Annotated in this window: 17 protein-coding genes; 13 read left to right on the top strand and 4 right to left on the bottom strand. The window is 31.9% G+C overall.

The window, feature by feature from the left end:
- Positions 1-44: 44 nt before the first annotated feature.
- The 3 genes from AC3VJB_RS13690 to AC3VJB_RS13680 form a co-directional block, all read right to left on the bottom strand.
- Positions 45-2,909, bottom strand: coding sequence for a TonB-dependent receptor (locus tag AC3VJB_RS13690; protein ID WP_497667250.1), 2,865 nt, complete (start codon positions 2,907-2,909; stop codon positions 45-47).
- A 431-nt stretch (positions 2,910-3,340) separates the two neighbouring features.
- The gene (locus AC3VJB_RS13685; RefSeq protein WP_497667249.1) at positions 3,341-4,690 is read right to left on the bottom strand and encodes a RagB/SusD family nutrient uptake outer membrane protein; all 1,350 of its coding nucleotides are present in this window, start codon (positions 4,688-4,690) and stop codon (positions 3,341-3,343) included.
- A 19-nt stretch (positions 4,691-4,709) separates the two neighbouring features.
- Positions 4,710-7,673, bottom strand: a complete 2,964-nt coding sequence (locus tag AC3VJB_RS13680) for a SusC/RagA family TonB-linked outer membrane protein (protein WP_497667248.1) — start codon at positions 7,671-7,673, stop codon at positions 4,710-4,712.
- A 227-nt stretch (positions 7,674-7,900) separates the two neighbouring features.
- Here AC3VJB_RS13680 and AC3VJB_RS13675 point away from each other — a divergent pair, with 227 nt between their 5' ends.
- The 13 genes from AC3VJB_RS13675 to AC3VJB_RS13615 all read left to right on the top strand — a co-directional run bounded on the left by AC3VJB_RS13675 (position 7,901) and on the right by AC3VJB_RS13615 (position 20,182).
- Complete coding sequence (locus AC3VJB_RS13675; protein WP_047788275.1) at positions 7,901-8,890, top strand: AAA family ATPase; 990 nt, start codon at positions 7,901-7,903, stop codon at positions 8,888-8,890.
- A gap of 75 nt (positions 8,891-8,965) precedes the next feature.
- Positions 8,966-9,832, top strand: coding sequence for a DUF58 domain-containing protein (locus AC3VJB_RS13670; RefSeq protein WP_437823618.1), 867 nt, complete (start codon positions 8,966-8,968; stop codon positions 9,830-9,832).
- A gap of 9 nt (positions 9,833-9,841) precedes the next feature.
- Positions 9,842-10,759 (top strand): hypothetical protein, encoded by a 918-nt coding sequence (locus AC3VJB_RS13665; RefSeq protein ID WP_437823617.1) that lies wholly within the window; start codon positions 9,842-9,844, stop codon positions 10,757-10,759.
- Positions 10,746-11,753: a vWA domain-containing protein gene (locus AC3VJB_RS13660; RefSeq protein WP_437825065.1), complete on the top strand. Its 1,008-nt coding sequence runs from the start codon at positions 10,746-10,748 to the stop codon at positions 11,751-11,753. The genes AC3VJB_RS13665 and AC3VJB_RS13660 overlap by 14 nt, the downstream gene beginning before the upstream one ends.
- A 35-nt stretch (positions 11,754-11,788) precedes the next feature.
- Positions 11,789-12,151, top strand: a complete 363-nt coding sequence (locus AC3VJB_RS13655) for a four helix bundle protein (RefSeq protein WP_047788271.1) — start codon at positions 11,789-11,791, stop codon at positions 12,149-12,151.
- A 28-nt stretch (positions 12,152-12,179) separates the two neighbouring features.
- Positions 12,180-13,217 (top strand): VWA domain-containing protein, encoded by a 1,038-nt coding sequence (locus AC3VJB_RS13650; protein WP_253679120.1) that lies wholly within the window; start codon positions 12,180-12,182, stop codon positions 13,215-13,217.
- Between the two features lie 8 nt (positions 13,218-13,225).
- A complete protein-coding gene (batC, locus tag AC3VJB_RS13645) occupies positions 13,226-14,050 on the top strand; it encodes a TPR repeat aerotolerance protein BatC (protein WP_253679122.1) in 825 nt (274 codons plus the stop codon).
- A 51-nt stretch (positions 14,051-14,101) separates the two neighbouring features.
- The gene (gene batD, locus AC3VJB_RS13640; RefSeq protein WP_073182500.1) at positions 14,102-15,865 is read left to right on the top strand and encodes an aerotolerance protein BatD; all 1,764 of its coding nucleotides are present in this window, start codon (positions 14,102-14,104) and stop codon (positions 15,863-15,865) included.
- Complete coding sequence (locus AC3VJB_RS13635) at positions 15,865-16,617, top strand: CDC27 family protein (protein ID WP_253679124.1); 753 nt, start codon at positions 15,865-15,867, stop codon at positions 16,615-16,617. Before batD ends, AC3VJB_RS13635 begins: the two co-directional genes overlap by 1 nt.
- A 54-nt stretch (positions 16,618-16,671) precedes the next feature.
- Positions 16,672-16,971, top strand: coding sequence for a hypothetical protein (locus tag AC3VJB_RS13630; protein WP_253055467.1), 300 nt, complete (start codon positions 16,672-16,674; stop codon positions 16,969-16,971).
- Positions 16,972-17,154: 183 nt separating this feature from the next.
- The gene (locus AC3VJB_RS13625; protein WP_047788266.1) at positions 17,155-18,735 is read left to right on the top strand and encodes a SulP family inorganic anion transporter; all 1,581 of its coding nucleotides are present in this window, start codon (positions 17,155-17,157) and stop codon (positions 18,733-18,735) included.
- A 54-nt stretch (positions 18,736-18,789) separates the two neighbouring features.
- The gene (locus tag AC3VJB_RS13620) at positions 18,790-19,419 is read left to right on the top strand and encodes a carbonic anhydrase family protein (RefSeq protein WP_159610825.1); all 630 of its coding nucleotides are present in this window, start codon (positions 18,790-18,792) and stop codon (positions 19,417-19,419) included.
- A gap of 136 nt (positions 19,420-19,555) precedes the next feature.
- Positions 19,556-20,182 carry a carbonic anhydrase gene (locus tag AC3VJB_RS13615; RefSeq protein ID WP_167712493.1) on the top strand — a complete coding sequence of 209 codons (627 nt, stop codon included), beginning with the start codon at positions 19,556-19,558 and terminating at the stop codon, positions 20,180-20,182.
- A gap of 31 nt (positions 20,183-20,213) precedes the next feature.
- On the opposite strand, the gene AC3VJB_RS13610 is transcribed toward AC3VJB_RS13615, so the two are convergent.
- Positions 20,214-20,744, bottom strand: coding sequence for a CvpA family protein (locus tag AC3VJB_RS13610; RefSeq protein WP_497667247.1), 531 nt, complete (start codon positions 20,742-20,744; stop codon positions 20,214-20,216).
- Between the last annotated feature and the right edge of the window lie 4 nt (positions 20,745-20,748).

Genomic DNA, 20,748 nt, shown 5'->3' with positions numbered 1-20,748 from the left:
AAAAACACCTCTAAAAGGTGCTTTTTTTATGGTTTATCCTAGTATTAATCTAATACAAAACGTAATCTAGCAAACAAATGTCTACCATTAGTTCCGAACTGTACAGAACGTCTTGAGTAGATAAAACGTCCACTAGACCTAAAAGCAGGATCGTTCTCATCTGGATAAACATCAAATAAATTATTTGCTCCTAATGTTAAACTTAGAGTCTTATTAAAATTATACCCAAAAGAAAGGTCTGTTAATACTTTTCCTCCAAATGTTGTATCTACATTAGGACTGTCATTATTAGTTGCTTCTTCAACTTCTCCAAAATAACTGTTTCTTAAAAAGATATTCCATTTATCATTAACACTTAAGTTATGTGATAAATTCCCTTTTGTTGTAGGAACTGCGGACTCTAAATAAATTCTACTTGTTGGGTCAAAATAAACATCAGACAATCCAGCGTTTTCTATAGCAGTTGGAATATTCACTCCTTCTACATTCGTTTTCGAAAATGTAAATGCTAAAGTATTAGTTAACTTCATCTTATCAGAAAGATCTGCTTTGTGATCTACAACAATATCTACTCCTTTTGTTTGAGTATCTACAGCATTTGCAAAAAATGCTGCTTGTGTAGCATTTGCTTGTTGGAACAATCTTTCTAACTCAGCGTCTCCATTATCATCAAAACTTCCTGTTAATATTACTCTGTCATCAATATTTATTATATATCCATCAACTGTAAACTTTAAGTTTGCACTTGGCACTTTTGCTGTAAATCCTGCCGAAAATCCAAAAGAAGTTTCTTCTTTTAATTTACCTATTCCTAAAATCCTTGCAACTCTCGAAGTGTTTGAAAACACCCCAACTTCATTTGGTATACCATCTACAAACAAGGTACTGGTTGAACTGTAAGATATTTGATGTAGTGATGGTGCTCTAAACCCTGTTTGTAAACTAGCTCTTAAATTAAAGTTTTTAGAAGCTTTTACCCTAGATGCTACTTTTACATTTAAAGTACCTCCAAAATCTGAGAAATTCTCATAACGTACAGCTCCACTTAATAAAAAAGACTCTGTAACATCTGCTTCTACATCTATGTAACCAGCTATAGAATTTCTAAATGAGTTTACTTCATTTTCTGGTTTAAATCCGGGAAACACTTGAATACCCCCTGGTCTTGAGTTACCAAAAAAATCTTCAGGAACCATTGAGTTAGGGTCTGTCGGATCATGTACATTACCTAATGTATTGTATTGCGCGTAGGATGCTTCCTCTCCTGCTACGATACCATAATTTTCTAAACGATATTCAGCACCAAAAGCTATATTTAAACCAGACATTACGTCTTCGTAAAACTTACTAAGATCAATATTTGTTGTGTTTTCACTTGAATAAAACCCACCTGAATTCGCTTCAAAAGGCGTTGAATTACCTAAAGATGCATTACTTGAATTGCTTATCAAATAGTTAAATTCATTTCTACCAAATGTATTTGAAAAATCTACATTCCAATCACCTAACTTTCCTTTTATTCCAACCGCATACGATTTGTCTTGAATGTTAGAATTTATTTCTGGTAAGAATCCATTCATATATGCTGGAGTGTATGCTCTAGATTGATTTGGCAACCTATAAAAACCTGCCGCATTACCATTTTTATAACTTAAGCCAGCATTACCATAAATAAACGTTTCATTTCCTAACGGGATTTCCATGTTCGCAAAAAATTGCGCTCCTCTTACCTTAGATTGCCCAACTCTCATATTAAAATCACTTCTTTTTAAGCCACGAGCTAACAATTCTGCTTCAGTAACATCAGCTCCTAGAATTGTTCGCAACTCTTCTTTTGTTTCAGTACCACTTAATGTAATACCCGCGTCACCAGCATAATTAAAAATATCATCTAAATCATCATCTAATAGATTTGAAACATTATACCCATCTGCAGCTGCAACTCTTTCAATAGAGTTATATGCATTAAATATTGAACCTTCCCATTCTTGCATTCTATTAGTCCATCCTCTAAAATCAAAGTTTCCAGTAAAATTTATAAACCCACCATCTTTACCAATTGGCACCCCATAATTTAATCCCAAGTTTAATTTTTCTCCGTCTACCTCTCTTTCTGGACTACTTTCACTTGTAAAATTAGCACCTGTTGTTAGGTTAACTTCTAACTTATTTGTAGATTTTTTTAGGACAATATTTATGATTCCTGCAATAGCATCAGAACCGTATTGAGCGGCAGCACCATCTCTAAGAATTTCTATTCTTTCAATAGCCATTGAAGGAATTGTTGTCATATCTGTACCCACTGAACCTCTACCAAAAGTACCATTTACATTTACTAAAGCTGTTTTGTGACGCCTCTTCCCATTAATTAACACTAACACTTGATCTGGACCTAATCCTCTTAATGCTGCTGGCGCAATATGATCTGTACCATCTGAAATTGATTGAGGATTAGAGTTAAAAGAGGGAGCTGCATAATTTAAAATTTCTGTCACTGTAACTTGTGGTGCTGACTCTGTTAGTTTGGAAACATCTAACACATCAATAGCCACGGGAGAATCTATTGCGACCCTTCCTTTATTACGAGAACCTACAATTACTACCTCTTCTAAAGACTCACTTGACTCTTCAATTACAATTGTAAGATAAGAATCATCTGTAACTATTAATTCTTTCGTTCTAAAGCCCACTGAAGAAACTATAACAGTAGCAGGTAATTTACTTACTTTTAAAAAATATTCTCCATTATCATCAGTAGTTATACCATTAGTAGTTCCTTTTTCTATTACGTTTACAAAAGGCAAACCTATTCCATTAGTATCTGTAATTTTTCCTTTTATCGTTTGACCAATTATTGATGTAACCGACATCAATAAAACACAAACAAGTAGTTTTATTTTTTGCTTCATAACTGTATTTATTTTATTTTTTTATGTTAAAAAAGTTAATTTACTATAAACATACTAATATTTACAACTCACAACAAGAATATATATAAATAAATCATTCACAACACATTAAGAAAAAAGAATATTCATTAAAACCAATAAGAAACCTATGTATTTCAATAAAAATTCAACCTTCTTAAAACTATCATATATTTAGAATTTCTTCATCCTAATTTCTTTTAAAAACATTTGTTATCTTTTACTACTATTTTAATCCATCACACGAACACTTTTTATAAAATAGTTTGGATATAAATACATAACTTTTTTGGTAATTGAATTTACATCCTATTTATTATTTTTTATAAATGAAGAAATAGCTCATAAAAAAAGACACCTTAGTAAGGTGCCTTTTCATTATCAAATATCACAATTAAAAACAAACTATATTGTTAATTAGCATTCTCACTAAATGGTGTTGGAAAGGCATCAATAATATTATCTCCTGATCTATCTAGTGGGATATAGGTCGAATTCAATCTATTTAATCGCCTTAAATCAATCCATCGATGTCCCTCCCCTAGTAAAGAGTATCTTCTTTGTTTTAAAACTTCTTCTACTAACTCGCTATCTGAAGTTCCTCCAGAGTAATCTAGCAAACCTGCAGCATTTCTAACAATATTGATAGCAGTAATAGCCTCTGTATTGTTTGTACCTATATTAGCTTCAGCATACATTAAAATTAATTCTTCATTTCTAATAAGATACACAGGATCTGTATTGCTTTTATACACAGAGATTTGATGCGTCCCTGTAAGCCCATCAAAAGAGGCAGGTTCACTTAACTGTATAGACTTACTAGAAACACGATTATCTCCAGATTCTGCATCTGTAATCCACGAATTATGAATTACAAAATTATTCCCTGTTTGTAATACATAAAATAAGTCATTCTTAATATCATTACCTGTCAATCCAAAAATATGAGATACCCCAAATGACATAGTGCCATTTAAATCTAAAAAAGAATCATTCAACATTGACAACACTTCTGACATATTATTTTGATATAGTGCAACCCGTGCAGCAATTGCCCTATTAAACTTTAAAAAACCGCTTGGTAAGAGAGGTAGCTTCTTACTTGAATCTGATGGATCCATAGGCTTTAAATCATTATACCCTGAGCTAAAAAGAAATAGAAAATTACTAGAAGAAGCTTCTAAATCGCTTTTAGCTTCATTTAATAAATTTTTTATTGCAACTAAAGCTTCATCATACCCTACAAAAGGGCCTAGGTTATCTGGATCTTCTACATCTAATCTAACTCCATTTGTATATTGCCTGTTTGCTGCCATTAAAAGAGCGTATGCCTTTATTGTCTTAGCATACCCATAATAAGAGTTTTTTTCTTCCTCAGAAAACCCTGCATTTGAGTTTTCTACAGCGGTAATTAAAACATTTGCTGCTTTAACAATTCTATACCAAGCCGCAAAAGAACGGGTTGTTAAAAATCCGTTATTATCTAAAGGTCCTTTTAAAATCTCTCCTGTATATCTTGGGTCTGCTTTAGACAAATCATAGTACTCTCTTGCTAAATAAGCTACCGTTTCATAATGAAAGTCTAAATCATTTCTCATTACAGCTTCCAAACCTACAGCCAAAGCTTCTACATCGGCCGCAGATGCTCCATCTACATAAGAGTCTAATGTAGGAGCATTTTGATTAGGCAACTCCTCTAATTCACAACTTTGAATAAAAGGAATAAAAACGATTAATATTAATTTATAGAATATATTTTTCATGATAATTTATTTTAGGAGATTAAAAGTTAACTTTTAGATGAAAATTAACAAATTTAGATGCAGGATAAGGAGTAACCTCAACATTATTAGCTAATACATTATTTCCAAAGTTCGATGCTTCAGGATCATAACTATTATAATCAAAAATATTGATTAAGTTTCTACCAGATATCCCTACTTTAACTTTTTCTACTCCTTTAAACACTCCTTCATCAAATGTATAAAAAAGACCTACTTCTCTTAACCGAAGATAACCCGCATCTTCTACTAATGGTGCTGTATTTCCTATTCCTATCTGCCCCAGTCTATAAGGCCCATTGGTAAGCGTACCTGTTGGGTCTAAATCAGTATCATCAAAATCCCATGTAGTTCCAGCATTATCATATAAAAAAGTTGTTAAATTAATACCGTCTCCTCCTTTTTTCCAGTGCCATAAAAATGATAAATCGAAGTTTTTATAACGTATGTTGTTTTGCCATGACATTTGAAAATCTGGTTCTGCATTACCATAAACAGCAAATCCATCTCCATCAGGATCAATTACAGCTATTTCTTCTGGAGTAAGTCCGCTAGGATAAGTCCCTACAATTTGCGTAGCACTCTTACCCTCTTGTATTAAAAAAGTTCCTAAGAAAGCCGCAAAACCTCCTTCTGTAAAGGCAGGAACGTCTAACTTATTAATTTTAGATTTGTTTTTCCACCATTTAAAGTTTGCATTCCAGGAAAAATCTTCTTTTTCAATAAAGTTCGCATTTAAACCTAATTCTATACCTGTATTCTCAAGCTCTCCTCCATTTTTAATTTTTCTTGTAAAACCAGATGATGTTGGAAAATTTTCTTGAATAAGTAGATCGCTTATTTTTTTGTTGTATACCGTAGCTTCTAATGTAAACCTATTATCAAACAGACCTAAATCTAATCCATATTCTAATTCTTTTTGACGTTCTGGACCTATGGTAGGGTCTCCTTTAAAAGTTCCAGGAGCAAAACCAGAGACACCTCCTATAAATTGTGGTGCAGCCAAAGTAAATTGATCATTAAAGTTAGGGAATCTTCCTGCTTCTCCATAGGCAATCCTAGGTTTTAAGCTAGTAATTTCTTTTATATTCCAAAAACTAAACTTATGTAAATTAATTGCTAAGTTTGCTTTAGGGTAATAATACATCTTATCTGAAATACCATTATTGGTTGACTTATCTCCTCTAATACCAATAGTACCAATTATTTTATCGTCATAATTTATTTCTTCCTGCACAAAAAACCCTGTATCTCTCTGAAGCCTAACAACTTGCTGAGACGATAAATTTTCCGCCAACGATAAACTTGTTAATGAGGTATTGAAACCTGTTCCTACACTAATAACAGTGTTACGGTCAAAATCTTGAAAAAAGGTTCCTGTTTGAGTTGTGAACTGTAACCCATTATTTAAACTTAAATTATGAACTAAAAAGGCAGATAAGTTATAATTAGTATTTCTCGTCGTTCCAGATATTGAAGCTCCTTTTAAAGTAGATCTATCTCTAAAATAAGTTAATTCTCTAGGGAAAATACTTGTTGTACGAAGTGTGTACTGATCAAACCCCGCTTCAAGCACCAACTTAAGTCTATTTTTTTCTCCGTTAAGAATTTTGATATTAGACTTAGCACTACCAATAAACCTATTTACGTTTTCTCTATTAGTAGTTAGTGCTATTGTTTCTAATACATTTGAACCAGCACCTCCAAAAGGATAGACTCCATCTGTAGGAGATAAGTTTTCCCATGGATAAGTAAAAGCTAGGGCGTACCCTATAGTTCTATTGGCATTACCGTTATTAAAAAAACCTCTATCTGCTTGAGAGCTTATATAATTTGACGTGACATATAAATCTAACCAATCTGTAAATTTTTGACCTATATTTAAACGAGCCGCTGCTTTTTCATAGCCTGTATTTTCAACTAATCCAGGTTCATCTTTATAAGTTACTCCAAAAAAGTAATCGCTTCTTTCTGAACCTCCTGATGTTGTAAACCTTGTTGTTGTAGAAATTCTAGTATGATCAAATAGCTCTGCTTCATAGTCTCTTAGTTTTGCATTCGCTGGTCCTCCTAAAGCAACAACTTCTGAATCATCCCAGTCTCTTAAACCTAATAACCTTGTTGGACTTCTCAAACCTACAGTTTGTGAAAAGGATACTCTAGGTTTACCTTCTTTACCTCTTTTTGTTGTGATAATAACAACACCTCCTGCCGCTCTTGATCCGTAGAGAGCTGCCGCTGAGGCACCTTTCAGTATTTCTACAGTCTCTATATCTTCAGGGTCAATATCTGCAATCCTATTAGAAGCGTCATCCTGATTTGATGAAGGGTTACCACCTCCAGCAGCTTCACTTACAATGTTATTTCCAGAAGAAATTGATGAGTTGTCAACATACACACCATCTACCACAAATAACGGTTGTTGATCTCCAAAAATAGAAGTAACACCTCTTAATCTCATAGAAATTCCTCCCCCTGGAGCCCCTGAATTCGCTTTTATCTCTGCTCCAGTGAACTTTCCTGATAATGCACTATCAAAACCCGATTGTGATGTGACTTGTGTTAATTCAGCAGCTGAAATTGTCGAAACTGTGTTCGCTAAATTAGATCTTTTCGTTGTAGTTGCTAACCCCGAAATCACTACTTCTTCTAAAACATCAGAATCTTCTCGTAGTGTTACCTGTAAAAAAGTATTCGTATCTGCAATATTTCTTTCTACTGTAACAAACCCTAAGGAAGATATTGTTACTACTGCTGGTAGTTTTTTTATATTTAAACTAAATTCACCATTCTCATTAGAAGTGGTACCATTTGTTGTTCCTTTCTCTATAATATTTGCAAAAGGAATACTTTCTCCATTTACATCCACAATTTTTCCTTTTATTGTTTGCCCGTAAACAAAACCAGAAAACAGAAAAATAAGTGCGTTAATTAGCAACGTTTTGCTAAAAGACATTTTCTTCATAAAATTTAAGTTTAAAGTTAGTAGAAGCTAAATTTCATTTTTTTTATTCATAAAAACAAATTATAAACAACTTATTTTCAAACACATAAAGCACATAGTCAAAAACTTAACTTTAAAGAACCACACCTTTTAGCTTGTAAATACAAGGTTTAACCAACTTTTAACAACTAAAAAAACACTATTATTGTAGCTTTGTTTCATAAAAATTCTAATTTATTTCAATTACTATGGATATAGACGTAAGAGCCATCAATGAAAAAATAGAAAGAGAAAGTGCTTTTGTAGACTTGTTAACTACAGAAATGAACAAAGTAATTGTAGGTCAGAAATACATGATTGAACGATTACTCATCGGTCTTTTAGGAAATGGACATATTTTATTAGAAGGTGTACCTGGTTTAGCAAAAACCTTAGCTATTAACACACTTTCTAAAGCTGTTGACGGAAGTTTTAGTCGTGTTCAATTTACTCCAGATTTATTACCTGCCGATGTAGTAGGTACTATGATATACAATGTAAAAGAAAACGATTTTTCTATTAAAAAAGGACCAATTTTTGCCAATTTTGTACTAGCCGATGAGATTAACCGTGCTCCTGCTAAAGTACAGTCTGCCTTACTAGAAGCTATGCAAGAGCGTCAAATTACCATTGGAGATGAAACTTTTAAATTGGATGAACCATTCTTGGTAATGGCTACTCAAAACCCGGTAGAACAAGAAGGAACATACCCACTTCCTGAGGCACAAGTAGACCGTTTTATGCTAAAAACTGTAATTGATTATCCAAAGTTACAAGACGAACAACTTATTATGCGTCAAAACTTAAACGGAGGCTTTCAAAAAGTAAATCCTGTAATTTCAATAGAACAAATCATTAAAGCTCGTAATGTAGTTAACGAAGTTTATATGGATGAAAAAATAGAAAAATATATCTTGGATATTATTTTCGCAACTCGTTACCCTGAAAAATATAATTTAGAAAAATTAAAACCTCTTATTAGCTTTGGATCTTCTCCACGTGGTAGTATTGCTTTGGCTAAAGCTGCAAAATGCTACGCCTTTATTAAACGAAGAGGATATGTGATTCCTGAAGATGTTCGAGCAGTCGTAAACGATGTGTTACGTCATAGAATTGGAATTACTTACGAAGCTGAAGCTGAAAATATTACTTCAATAGATATTATTAACTCTATTATTAACGAAGTACAAGTGCCTTAATCAATTATCAATGAGCAATTATCAGCCAAAAATACTTTACTGATTATTGATAACTGTTAACTGACAATTGAAAACATGGATACAAAAGAGTTACTAAAAAAAGTTCGAAAAATAGAAATAAAGACACGTAGGTTGTCTAATCATATTTTTGGAGGAGAATACCACTCAACCTTTAAAGGTAGAGGTATGACTTTTTCTGAAGTACGTCAATATCAATACGGAGATGATATTAGAGCAATTGACTGGAATGTAACTGCTCGCTATAACGAACCCTATGTAAAAGTTTTTGAGGAAGAGCGTGAGCTTACCATGATGTTGGTAGTCGATATTTCTGGCTCTGAATTTTTTGGTACTTCTGAACAATTTAAAAAAGATACCGTAACGGAAATTGCCGCAACACTAGCCTTTTCTGCAATTCAAAATAACGATAAAGTTGGTTTAATCCTGTTCTCTGATCAAGTTGAACTATACATTCCTCCTAAAAAAGGAAAAAGTCACGTATTACGAATTATCCGTGAGCTTATTGAATTTCAACCAAAAAGTAGACAAACCAATATTAGTGAAGCTCTCAAATTTTTATCCAACATCATGAAAAAGAAAGCAATTGTTTTTATGCTTTCTGATTTTATGGACGATGATTACGAACGTACGTTGAAAATTGTTGGCAACAAACATGATGTAACTGGTATACGTGTATATGATAAACACGATGAAGAAATTCCTAATTTAGGAATGGTTCCTATGATAGATGCTGAAACAGGAAAAACACAGCTAGTTAACACTAGTTCTAAATCTGTTAGAACTCATTACAAGGCAAATGCTTTACGTTTGTCTAATTATTTTGAAACCACTTTTACCAAGAGTGGTGCAGGAACTATCAACACTAGAGTTGACGAAAGTTATGTACGAAAGCTATTAGGTTATTTTAAACGAAAAGGATAAGAACAAACAATGAAACACAAACTACTTTACATATGCTTGTTTTTAACTTCTTTTGCCTTTGCACAACAACCTCAGGTAAAAGCGGAAATTGATACAACAAACATCAGAATTGGAGAACAGTTTCAGTATAAAATATCTGTTGATGAAACTGAAAATGTTATCATTCCTAAGCTAGAAAACCTAAAAGGATTAGAGGTTATCGATACACTCAAAATAGACACTATTGAAAACAAACTCATCCGAAAATATATTTTAACAGGTTTTGATAGCGGTGCTTTTTACATTCCGCAACAACAAATATTCATTAGAAATCAAGCTTATTTGACCGATAGTTTACTAGTTAACGTAGCTACTGTTCCTATTGACACTACTAAAATTAAAAAATTCCCTATTAAAGGAATTAAGGGAGAACCATATCAGTTTGACGATTTCAAACAATACATCTGGTGGGTTGTAATAGCCTTTATTATTATAGCTCTACTACTCTACTTCTTTGTTTTCAAAAAGAAAAAAGAACAAGAAGAAAAGGTTGTTATTCCTTTGTTGCCTCCATATGAAGAGGCAATACAAAAACTGGAGGAACTTGACAAAAAACTGTTATGGCAAAACAATCAGGTTAAAAAATATTACAGTGAATTAACAGACATTGTAAGAGGTTATATTGAACGAGAGTTACGTGTCCCAGCCTTAGAGAGTACTACTGATGAATTAATTGATGTTTTGAAAGACTTCAATGACACAAAGTCAATAGAAACCTCTAGGGAAATTATTGACAAATTAAAGGGACTATTACAAGAGTCTGACTTAGTAAAATTTGCAAAGTCTAAACCTTTATCGCACGAAATAGAGGAAGATCGAAAAGATGCTAAGCTTATAATAGACAATTTAAAACCTAAAAAACAAGAAGAAGATGATGAAGTGGAATAATTTCGAGTTTCATAGCCCCGAGTTTTTATGGTTGCTAATATTAATTCCTTTATTAGCTTTTTGGAGTTTTTATACCCGAAAAAAAGATAGTGCTCAGCTAAAAATGCCAAGTACTAAAGGTTTTAAAGTACAAGGTTCTATTTTACCCAAACTAAAACCTTTATTACAACTTTTAAGGTTATTAGCCTTAACCTGCTTGATAGTTGCTTTGGCACGCCCTAGAAATGTAGCTGTTAGTAAAAAAACAAAAACAAATAGAGGTATTGACATTGTAATGGCTGTTGATGTTTCTGCCAGTATGTTGGCAAAAGACCTTAAACCAAATAGATTAGAAGCCTTAAAAAGAGTAGCTACCAATTTTATAAACCGACGTCCTAATGATCGTATTGGTATCGTAGTATATGCAGGAGAAAGTTTTACACAAACTCCAATTACCAGTGATAAATCTATTGTAAAAAGAACAATTTCAGAAATTAAATGGGGACAGTTAGAAGGAGGAACTGCTATTGGAATGGGCTTAGGTTCTGCTGTTAATAGACTAAAAGATAGTAAAGCCAAAAGTAAAGTTATTATCTTATTGACAGACGGTGTAAACAATGCTGGTTTTGTTGATCCTAAAACAGCTACTGATTTAGCAAAAGGAAACGGAATTAAGGTTTATACTATCGGAATTGGAACTAACGGGATGGCTCCTTTTCCATGGGCTAAAGACCCAAGAACAGGAAAAATTTCATTTAAAAATCAACCTGTTGAAATTGACGAAGATTTGCTAAAGTACATTGCCAGCGAAACTAGTGGTAAATATTTTAGAGCAACTAATAACACCAAGTTAAAAGAAATTTATGACGAGATTGACAAGTTAGAAAAAACTAAAATCGAAGAGTTCAAGTATTATAATTACTCTGAAAAATATCGTTTTTTAGTTTTCTTAGCAGGGATATTTTTACTTTTAGAATTCACCCTAAAAAACACGTTATTTAAAAGTTTTATATAAAACTGTGTAATTGTTAAACTGTTTAAAAGTTAAAAATGTATATTTTCTCTTTTGAAAAATTAGAAGTTTGGAAAGAAGCTGTTAAGCTTTCTAAAAAAATATATTCTGTTACAGAAAGTTTTCCTGATTCAGAAAAGTTTGGTTTAACAAACCAACTAAGAAGAGCCTCTGTTTCTATTTCTTCTAATTTAGCAGAAGGAACAACACGAATAACAAACAAAGACAAAGCTCATTTTACATCTATAGCATATAGTTCAACAATGGAAATTCTAAGTCAATTAATTGTTTCAAGAGATTTAAACTTTTTAAATGAAGAAGACTATTTAAAATTAAGAAATACAATATACAAAATTTCTAACATGTTGAATTCTTTACGAAAATCACAGTTAAACGATTAAACGCATCAACAATTAAACTATCCGAAGGATGTACAAACTAGAAGAACCAATATATTTTTATCTTTTTGCAATTATCCCTGTAATAATTGTGGTTTTCCTATTAGTTTTATGGTGGAAAAAACGAACTCAAAAAAAATTTGCTAACCCGTTGCTTTTATCTAAAATAGCACCAAATACATCAACCTTTAAATCGGCACTAAAACTTGCTTTCTTTTTGGTAGGATTATCATTTTTAATTCTATCATTAGTTAATCCTAAAATGGGAACAAAACTAAAAACTGTGAAAAGAGAAGGTGTTGATGTGGTGTTTGCTTTAGACGTTTCTAAGAGTATGTTAGCAGAAGATATTGCACCTAATAGATTAGAAAAAGCAAAACAAATTATATCTAAAACTATTGATAAGTTAGGAAGTGATAGAGTTGGTATTATTATCTATGCAGGTAATGCATATCCCCTACTCCCTATTACTACCGACCACGCTGCAGCAAAAATGTTTTTGCAAAATGCAAACCCAGACATGGTTTCAAGTCAAGGTACAGCTATCAATGAAGCTTTAAATTTGGCAAATACTTATTATGATAACGACGAGCAAACAAATCGTTTTTTAATAATTATTTCAGATGGTGAAGATCATCAAGAAGAAACTAAACAAGTTGCCCAAAACATCGCTAACGAAGGTGTTAAAGTATATACCGTAGGTGTAGGAACCGAAAAAGGAGGTCCAATACCTATTAAATTAAATGGCGCGCTTATTGGTTATAAAAAAGACAGAATGGGAGAAACAGTAATTACCCAAAGAAAACCTGATGTTTTACAAGGAATTGCTGATGCTTCTGATGGACAATATTTTGATGGTAATAAAACTGAAAATCCAGTAGAAGCCATTGAAAAGATTATTGGAAACGCACAAAAAAATGAATTTGAAACAAAACAGTTTTCTGATTATAAAGACCAATTTCAATGGTTTGTAGGTATTGGACTATTGTTTTTGATTCTAGATATGTTTTTGTTTGATAAGAAAACCAAATGGTTGAAGAAAGTAGATTTATTTAACGAAGAATCTTAATATGTAGTATGAAAAGTTTACAAAATTTAATATTCATTATAGTCCTTACTGTTTCTGCGGCGGCTAATGCACAACAAGACACACTTAAACTACAACGTGAAGCACGTGCTTTGTTACGAGAAGGAAACAAGTTATACAATAAACAAAAGTTTAGTGATGCTGCTATTGCTTACCGGAAAGCTTTAGGTAAGAATAGTAAGTATGAAAAAGCAAGTTATAATTTTGGTAATACTTTATACCAAGAAAAGAAATACAAAGAAGCTGTAGAACAGTTTAAAGTAACCACTGAAACTTCAAAAGACAAGATGGCTCAGGCTGAAGCATATCATAACATTGGTAACGCAATGATGGAGCAAAAACAGTATGAACAAGCAGTTGAAGCTTTTAAAAATTCCTTACGTAGAAACCCAAATGACGATGAAACACGTTATAATTTAGCTGTTGCTCAAAAAGAAGCTAAAAAGCAACAACAAAATCAAAAAGATAACAAGGATAAAAATAAAGACGAAAAAAATAAAGATCAGAAAGATCAGCAGAAAAAAAACGACAAAGACAAACAAAACGATAAAAATAAAGATCAAAAAGGAGACGATAAGGATAAAAAAGATGATCAAAAAGATCAGAAAAATGACGATCAAAAAGATCAACAAAAACCTAATCAAGACCAAAAAGACAAACAAAATCAAAAACCTAAACCTCAACAAGGTAAGATGACTCCTGAACAAATGAAACAATTGTTAGAGAGTTTAAACAATGAGGAAAACAAGACGCAGAAAAAAATGAATGCGAAAAAATCAAAAGGAAGAAAAGTAAAACAAGAAAAAGACTGGTAATTTTACAGTTTTTAAAATCTTATTTATTTTTAGACAATTTTGAAAATTAACATGAAGTTAAAAATATACATATCGTTATTAGTTAGTTTTATAACATTTACCATTCATGCACAAGATGCTGCATTAACGGCCACCGTTAGTAAAAATAAGTTAGGTGTAAACCAACGATTACGTATTGAGTTTTCAATAAACAAACAAGGAGCCGATAATTTCAAAGCACCAAGCTTCACAAACTTTAAAATAGTTGGTGGTCCTAGTCAATCAGTAAGTCAATCTTGGATTAACGGTAAGGTTTCCTTTAATCAATCATACACTTACATTTTACAACCTAAGAGAAAAGGAGAATTTAACATTCCTTCTGCGAGTATTGAAATTGATGGAAAGACACTCACCTCTAACCCTATAAAAGTTATCGTTCTAGATGCTGTAGACATCCCTAAAAACCCGAACGATCCTAATTACATTGCAGAACAGAACATTCATTTAGTTGCTGAAGTTTCCAAATCTCAACCTTATGTTGGTGAAGGTATTTATGTAGAATATCGATTATATTTTAGCGATAATGTTGGAATTTACGATAATGCCATAACAGAAGCTCCACAATACAATGGTTTCTGGAACCAAGAAATTAAACGTAACGGAATGCCTGTTAAAACTGGAACATACAATGGAGAGCAATATCGTTATGCTGTATTACACAAAGCTTTATTAATTCCAACAACATCTGGTAAGCTAACAATAGACCCTATGAAGATGGATATTGTTGTAGCAGTTCCTACTGGAAGAGCTGACTTTTTTGGAAACGTAATTACACGTCAAGTCCGTAAAGAATTCTCTTCTGCTAAGAAAATAGTTAATGCTCAGGCCTTACCTATGAATAACAAACCAAAAGACTTTACTGGTGCTGTTGGTCAGTTTTCATTCGATGTTTCTTTAAGCAAGAATACCTTAAAGGCTAACGAATCATCGCAAATTAAGGTTTCTGTGAAAGGAAAAGGAAATTTAAAACTTTTTGAACTCCCAAAAATTGAAACCCCTAAAGAACTAGAGGTTTATCAACCAGAAAGAAAAGAAAGCGTTCGTATTACTGGAACAGGACTATCTGGATCTATTACAGATAATTACACTGTTGTTCCGGAATTCAAAGGAAAATATAGAATTCCAAAAACTAGCTTTTCTTACTTTAACCCAAAAGAAAAAGTGTATCAAACCATCACTACAGATGATTTATATGTTGATGTTTTGGAAGGAAAAGAAATTCCGACAGATTCAGATACTAATGCAGTTGCTAAACAAGACGTAAAAGTTACGGGTAGCGATTTCAGATACATCCAAACATCTACTAACTTACAACCTATAAAAACTGAAGATTTCTTTAAATCTACATTATTTTATATTCTTTTGTTGCTTCCTATTTTAACAATTCCTATTGGAATTATTATTCAGAAAAAGAGAGAAGAACGTAATAGTGATGTGCTAGGAAACAAGCTACGAAAGGCTGACAAACTCGCCAAGAAATACTTATCGGAAGCACAAAAACAATTAGGAAATAAAGAAGCTTTTTATGAAGCCTTAGAAAGAGCTTTACATAATTACTTGAAGGCTAAACTAGGCGTAGAAACTTCTGATATAAGTCGTGAAAAAATTACTGATTTACTAGCTAATAAAAATGTTAGCAAAGAAACCATTAGCAACTTTATTGAAGTATTTAACAATTGTGATTTTGCTAGATATACTCCAATTACCAATACACAAATGAAGGAAGAATATGAAAAAGCAAAACAAGTAATAACGCAATTAGACAGACAGTTATAATGAGAAATTTAGTTATATATTTATTCTTATTTGTGTCAATTAGTATGTTGGCACAAAATGCCAATGATTTATTTTTAAGTGCTAATTCTTTATACAAGGAAGGAAAGTATGAAGAAGCTATTAAGTTATATGAGCAAATAGAAGATGAAAACCTAGCTTCATCTGAAGTTTATTACAACTTAGCTAACTGTTACTATAAACTCAATAAAATAGCTCCTACTATTTATAATTACGAAAAAGCATTACAGTTAAACCCTTTAAACGAGGATGCAAAAAACAACTTAGTTATAGCAAAACGTTTAACTCTTGATAGAGTTGAAGCATTGCCAAAATCAGTATTTCAGAAGCTTAATGAAAACTATTTACAAAAGTTTACTTATAATACGTGGGCTGTAATTACTATTGTATTTTCTTTTATGGCTTCTATTTTATTTTTACTGTTTTATTTTTCTTATACTCCAAGTAAAAAAAGAACCTACTTTACAACTAGTATTATCTCATTTCTATTTTTAACATCCTCTTTAGCTATAACATACATTCAATATAACCAAGCCCAAAACAATATTGAGGCCATTATTTATAGCGAAGAAGTTTCTGTTAAAAATGAACCTACTAATAATTCTAATGAGATTTTTACACTACACGAAGGAACTAAAGTTAATATATTAGACTCTGTAGATAATTGGAAAAAGTTAAAGTTAACTGACGGTAAAATTGGATGGGTAAAAACTAAAACTTTAAAAGAACTATAACATTTTTCTTCAAAAATTTAATTACTTTTACCAGTGAACAAATAAAAAAGTATCTTGAAATCCAAAATAGCTATCTTTTTCATCGTCTTATTCACAGGCATAATTATTACGCCCTCGATTATTACGTTAGTTGATAAAGATCAAGATATTACTATTTTTTTAAATCTTAGCGAAGAAGAAGAAAATACTAAACACGTTAAAGTAGCTGAATTAAAAGCTCATCCTAACGAAGACTACACTTCTTTTTTATATAAGAAAATTCAAAAAAAGAAAAACGTTCGTTTTCTGTCTAAAAACTACGTTTCACAATATCCAAAAATTCTTACCCCTCCTCCAGAATTACTTATTGCATAATAACACAGGTAAACCACCTCATATAAGGTGATTAGCTAAAAAAATGAAAAATATTTCAATGTACAGTAAGAGTACTATTACTTTCCTTGATATATTTTAAGTTTCTATTGCTAATAAATCAATCATTTTTAAAATTAAAACACACTCTAAAATTTTATTTAGAGTTTAACAAACACATATATCATGTTTAAAACTATTAAAAGCGACTTGCCCGCAAGTATTGTCGTATTCTTTGTTGCCTTACCTTTATGTTTAGGTATTGCTTTGGCTAGTGGAGCTCCTCTTTTTTCTGGTGTAATTGCAGGAATTGTAGGAGGTATTGTAGTAGGTGCCTTGAGTGGCTCTAAAATAGGAGTTAGCGGTCCTGCAGCTGGTTTAGCTGCCATTGTATTAACTGCTATTGGTAATTTAGGTGGTTATGAAAACTTCTTAGTTGCAGTTGTACTAGGTGGAATTATCCAAATTCTTTTTGGTATTCTTAAGGCTGGTGTAATTGGCTATTATTTTCCATCATCTGTAATTAAAGGAATGCTTACTGGTATTGGTATTATTATTATCTTAAAGCAAATTCCTCATTTTTTCGGATATGACGCTGAACCAGAAGGTGCTGATAGTTTTATTGAACCTTCAGGAGAGAATACTTTTTCAGCTCTTTTAAGTATTACTGACAATATCACTATAGGATCAATGATTATTGGTTTTATTGGATTAGCAATATTAATTCTCTGGGATAGAGTTTTAAGTAAAAAAGGAAAAATATTTCAGTTAATTCAAGGACCATTAGTAGCAGTTGTTATGGGAATTGTCTTTTTTACTCTAACACAAGGAAATGAAACATTGGCAATACAAGCATCTCATTTAGTAAGCGTACCTATTCCTGAAAGTTTTGATTCTTTCTTAGGGCAATTTACCTTTCCTAATTTTAGTGCTATTGCCAACTACGAAGTTTGGGTAACCGCATTTACAATTGCACTAGTAGCCAGTTTAGAAACGCTACTTTGTGTTGAAGCTACTGACAAATTAGATCCTGAAAAAAATGTAACCCCAACAAACAGAGAATTACTAGCACAGGGAACAGGAAATATTTTATCTGGTATAATTGGAGGGCTACCTATTACTCAAGTAATTGTAAGAAGTTCTGCAAATATTCAATCAGGAGGTAAATCTAAAATGTCTGCGATTATACATGGTTTCTTCTTATTAATTTCAGTAATACTAATACCTACTTTATTAAATAAAATTCCATTATCTGTATTAGCAGCTATATTATTAGTAGTAGGTTATAAATTAGCCAAACCAAGTTTATTTAAGCAAATGTTTATTTTAGGATGGAAACAGTTCATTCCTTTTATTGTAACAGTTTTAGGTATTGTTTTTACTGATTTACTTACAGGAATTTCTTTAGGATTAGCTGTCGGTGTTTTTGTTATTTTGATAAAAAGTTACCAAAACTCTCACTTCTTACATATTGAGGATAAAAGCAACGGAATACACAAGATAAAAATGACACTTGCAGAAGAGGTTACTTTCTTTAACAAAGGAGCTATTTTAAAAGAATTAGATAGCTTACCTGAAAACACTCATTTAGAATTAGATGTAAGAAAAACTAGATACTTAGATAACGACATTATCGAAATTTTAGAAGACTTTGCTTTTAAAGCTAAAGAAAGAAATATTAATATTAAACTTATTTCAGAACGTGGTATTGTAGAAAACCCAGAAAGTTTTATTAAGTTTTTTAAACTTAGGCCAAAAGCAGCATAAACTTTTTAACTTCGTAAATTCTTAAAACGACATAAATAATCTTATAAAAATATAATGAAAGCACATACTAAAGAAACACAAGCCACTATGACACCTGAAAAGTCATTACAATATTTAAAAGAAGGAAACTTAAGATTTCAAAATAACTTAAAAGCTAATCGTAATTTATTAGAGCAAGTCAACGATACTAGAGAAGGGCAATTTCCTTTTGCTACTATTTTAAGTTGTATTGATTCTAGAGTTTCAGCCGAATTAGTTTTTGATCAAGGTTTAGGTGATATTTTTAGCGCAAGAATTGCCGGTAATTTTGTAAACGAAGATATTTTAGGTAGTATGGAGTTTGCTTGTAAATTAGCTGGCACAAAATTAATCGTTGTGTTAGGACATACTAGTTGTGGAGCTGTTAAAGGAGCTTGTGACAATGCTCAGTTAGGTAACTTAACCAACATGTTGGGTAAAATTAAACCTGCTGTTGAAGCTGTCACTGAACCTAAAGACGAAAGCTTAAGAAACTCATCTAATATAGAGTTTGTAAATAACGTTGCCGAAAAGAATGTACATTTAACTATCGACCGAATTTTAAACGAAAGTGAAGTTTTAGCTGAAATGCATAACAACGGTGAAATCATGATTGTTGGAGCTATGTACGACATTAAAGATGGGGCTGTTACTTTTTTTGAATAAAGAACACCAATTTTAAATTATATTATAAAGAGAATCTAAACTTAGTTTTAGGTTCTCTTTTTTATTAACTTCGAAAACTGTTATGCTTAGTATATAAGCAACCGCTAAAGATTCTTCTAACAAACATTTTATACTAATGAATCTATCTAAAATTTTTGCAAATAATAAAGAGTGGGTAAAAAGTAAACTGTCTACCAATAAAGATTACTTTAAAAAATTAAACGAAGGACAAAGTCCAGAGCTTTTGTATATAGGTTGTTCTGATAGTAGAGTTTCAGCAGAAGATTTGATGGGACTAAGCCCTGGTGACGTTTTTGTACACAGAAACATTGCTAATATGGTTCCTGCAATCGATTTAAATTCTGCTTCCGTTATTGAATATGCTGTTGAACATTTAAAAGTAAATCATATTGTGGTTTGTGGTCACTACTCATGTGGCGGAGTTAAAGCCGCAATGCAGTCTGCTGATTTAGGATTGCTAAATCCATGGCTACGCTATATCAGAGATGTATACCGTTTACACAAAGAGGAACTAAATGCAATAGAAGATGAAGATGCCCGCTACGATCGTTTGGTTGATTTAAACGTACAAGAGCAATGTGTTAACCTTATTAAAACTGCTGCTGTACAAAAAGCATACAGAGATAGAGGTCTAAAAGTACACGGTTGGGTTTTTGATATCAAAACAGGAAACCTCATCGATTTAAATATCGATTTTGAGCAAATCTTAGAAGATATTATGGAAATTTATCATTTAGACTAAATATAAAATTGAGTAAAAAGATTATCTGCTTTTATATTGTTATTTCTAGCTCTTTATTATCTTCATTTTCTTGTGTTTCTTGGTCTTTTATAATCGAAGGAAAAATCGTTGGAGCAATATTCTTTACTGGCTTAAATAAAATAGACTCTTCTAGGCTTTTCTCTTTTACAAACGGAATAGTATCATTCATTTTTCCGAAGAAAATAAAAACTACACTTAAAATTAATCCAATTTTTAAAGCACCGAAAACACCACCTAAAATTTTGTTCAAAATTCCTAAAGCTGCAAAATCAGCTATTTTGGTTAAAATTTTTCCTAATAGTGCTATAGCTACAATTATTACCACAAAAGTTCCAGCAAAAGCCGCCAAAGAAATATACTTTTCATCCCAAGTAACACTAGTTTTCAACCAATCTCCAATAAAGTATGAAAAATGGATAGCCCCATAAACTCCTGCAACCAAAGCAACTAGTGAAGCAACCTCTACAAACAACCCTTTCATTAAACCTCTTACAAAGCCAAAAAGTAGTAATGCTGCAATAATAATATCAAAAGTATTCATAAAT

Source organism: Tenacibaculum sp. TB-53 (assembly GCF_059716285.2).
Note: the sequence above shows the minus strand (reverse complement) of the source record. Positions and strands in the feature narration are given on the sequence as shown.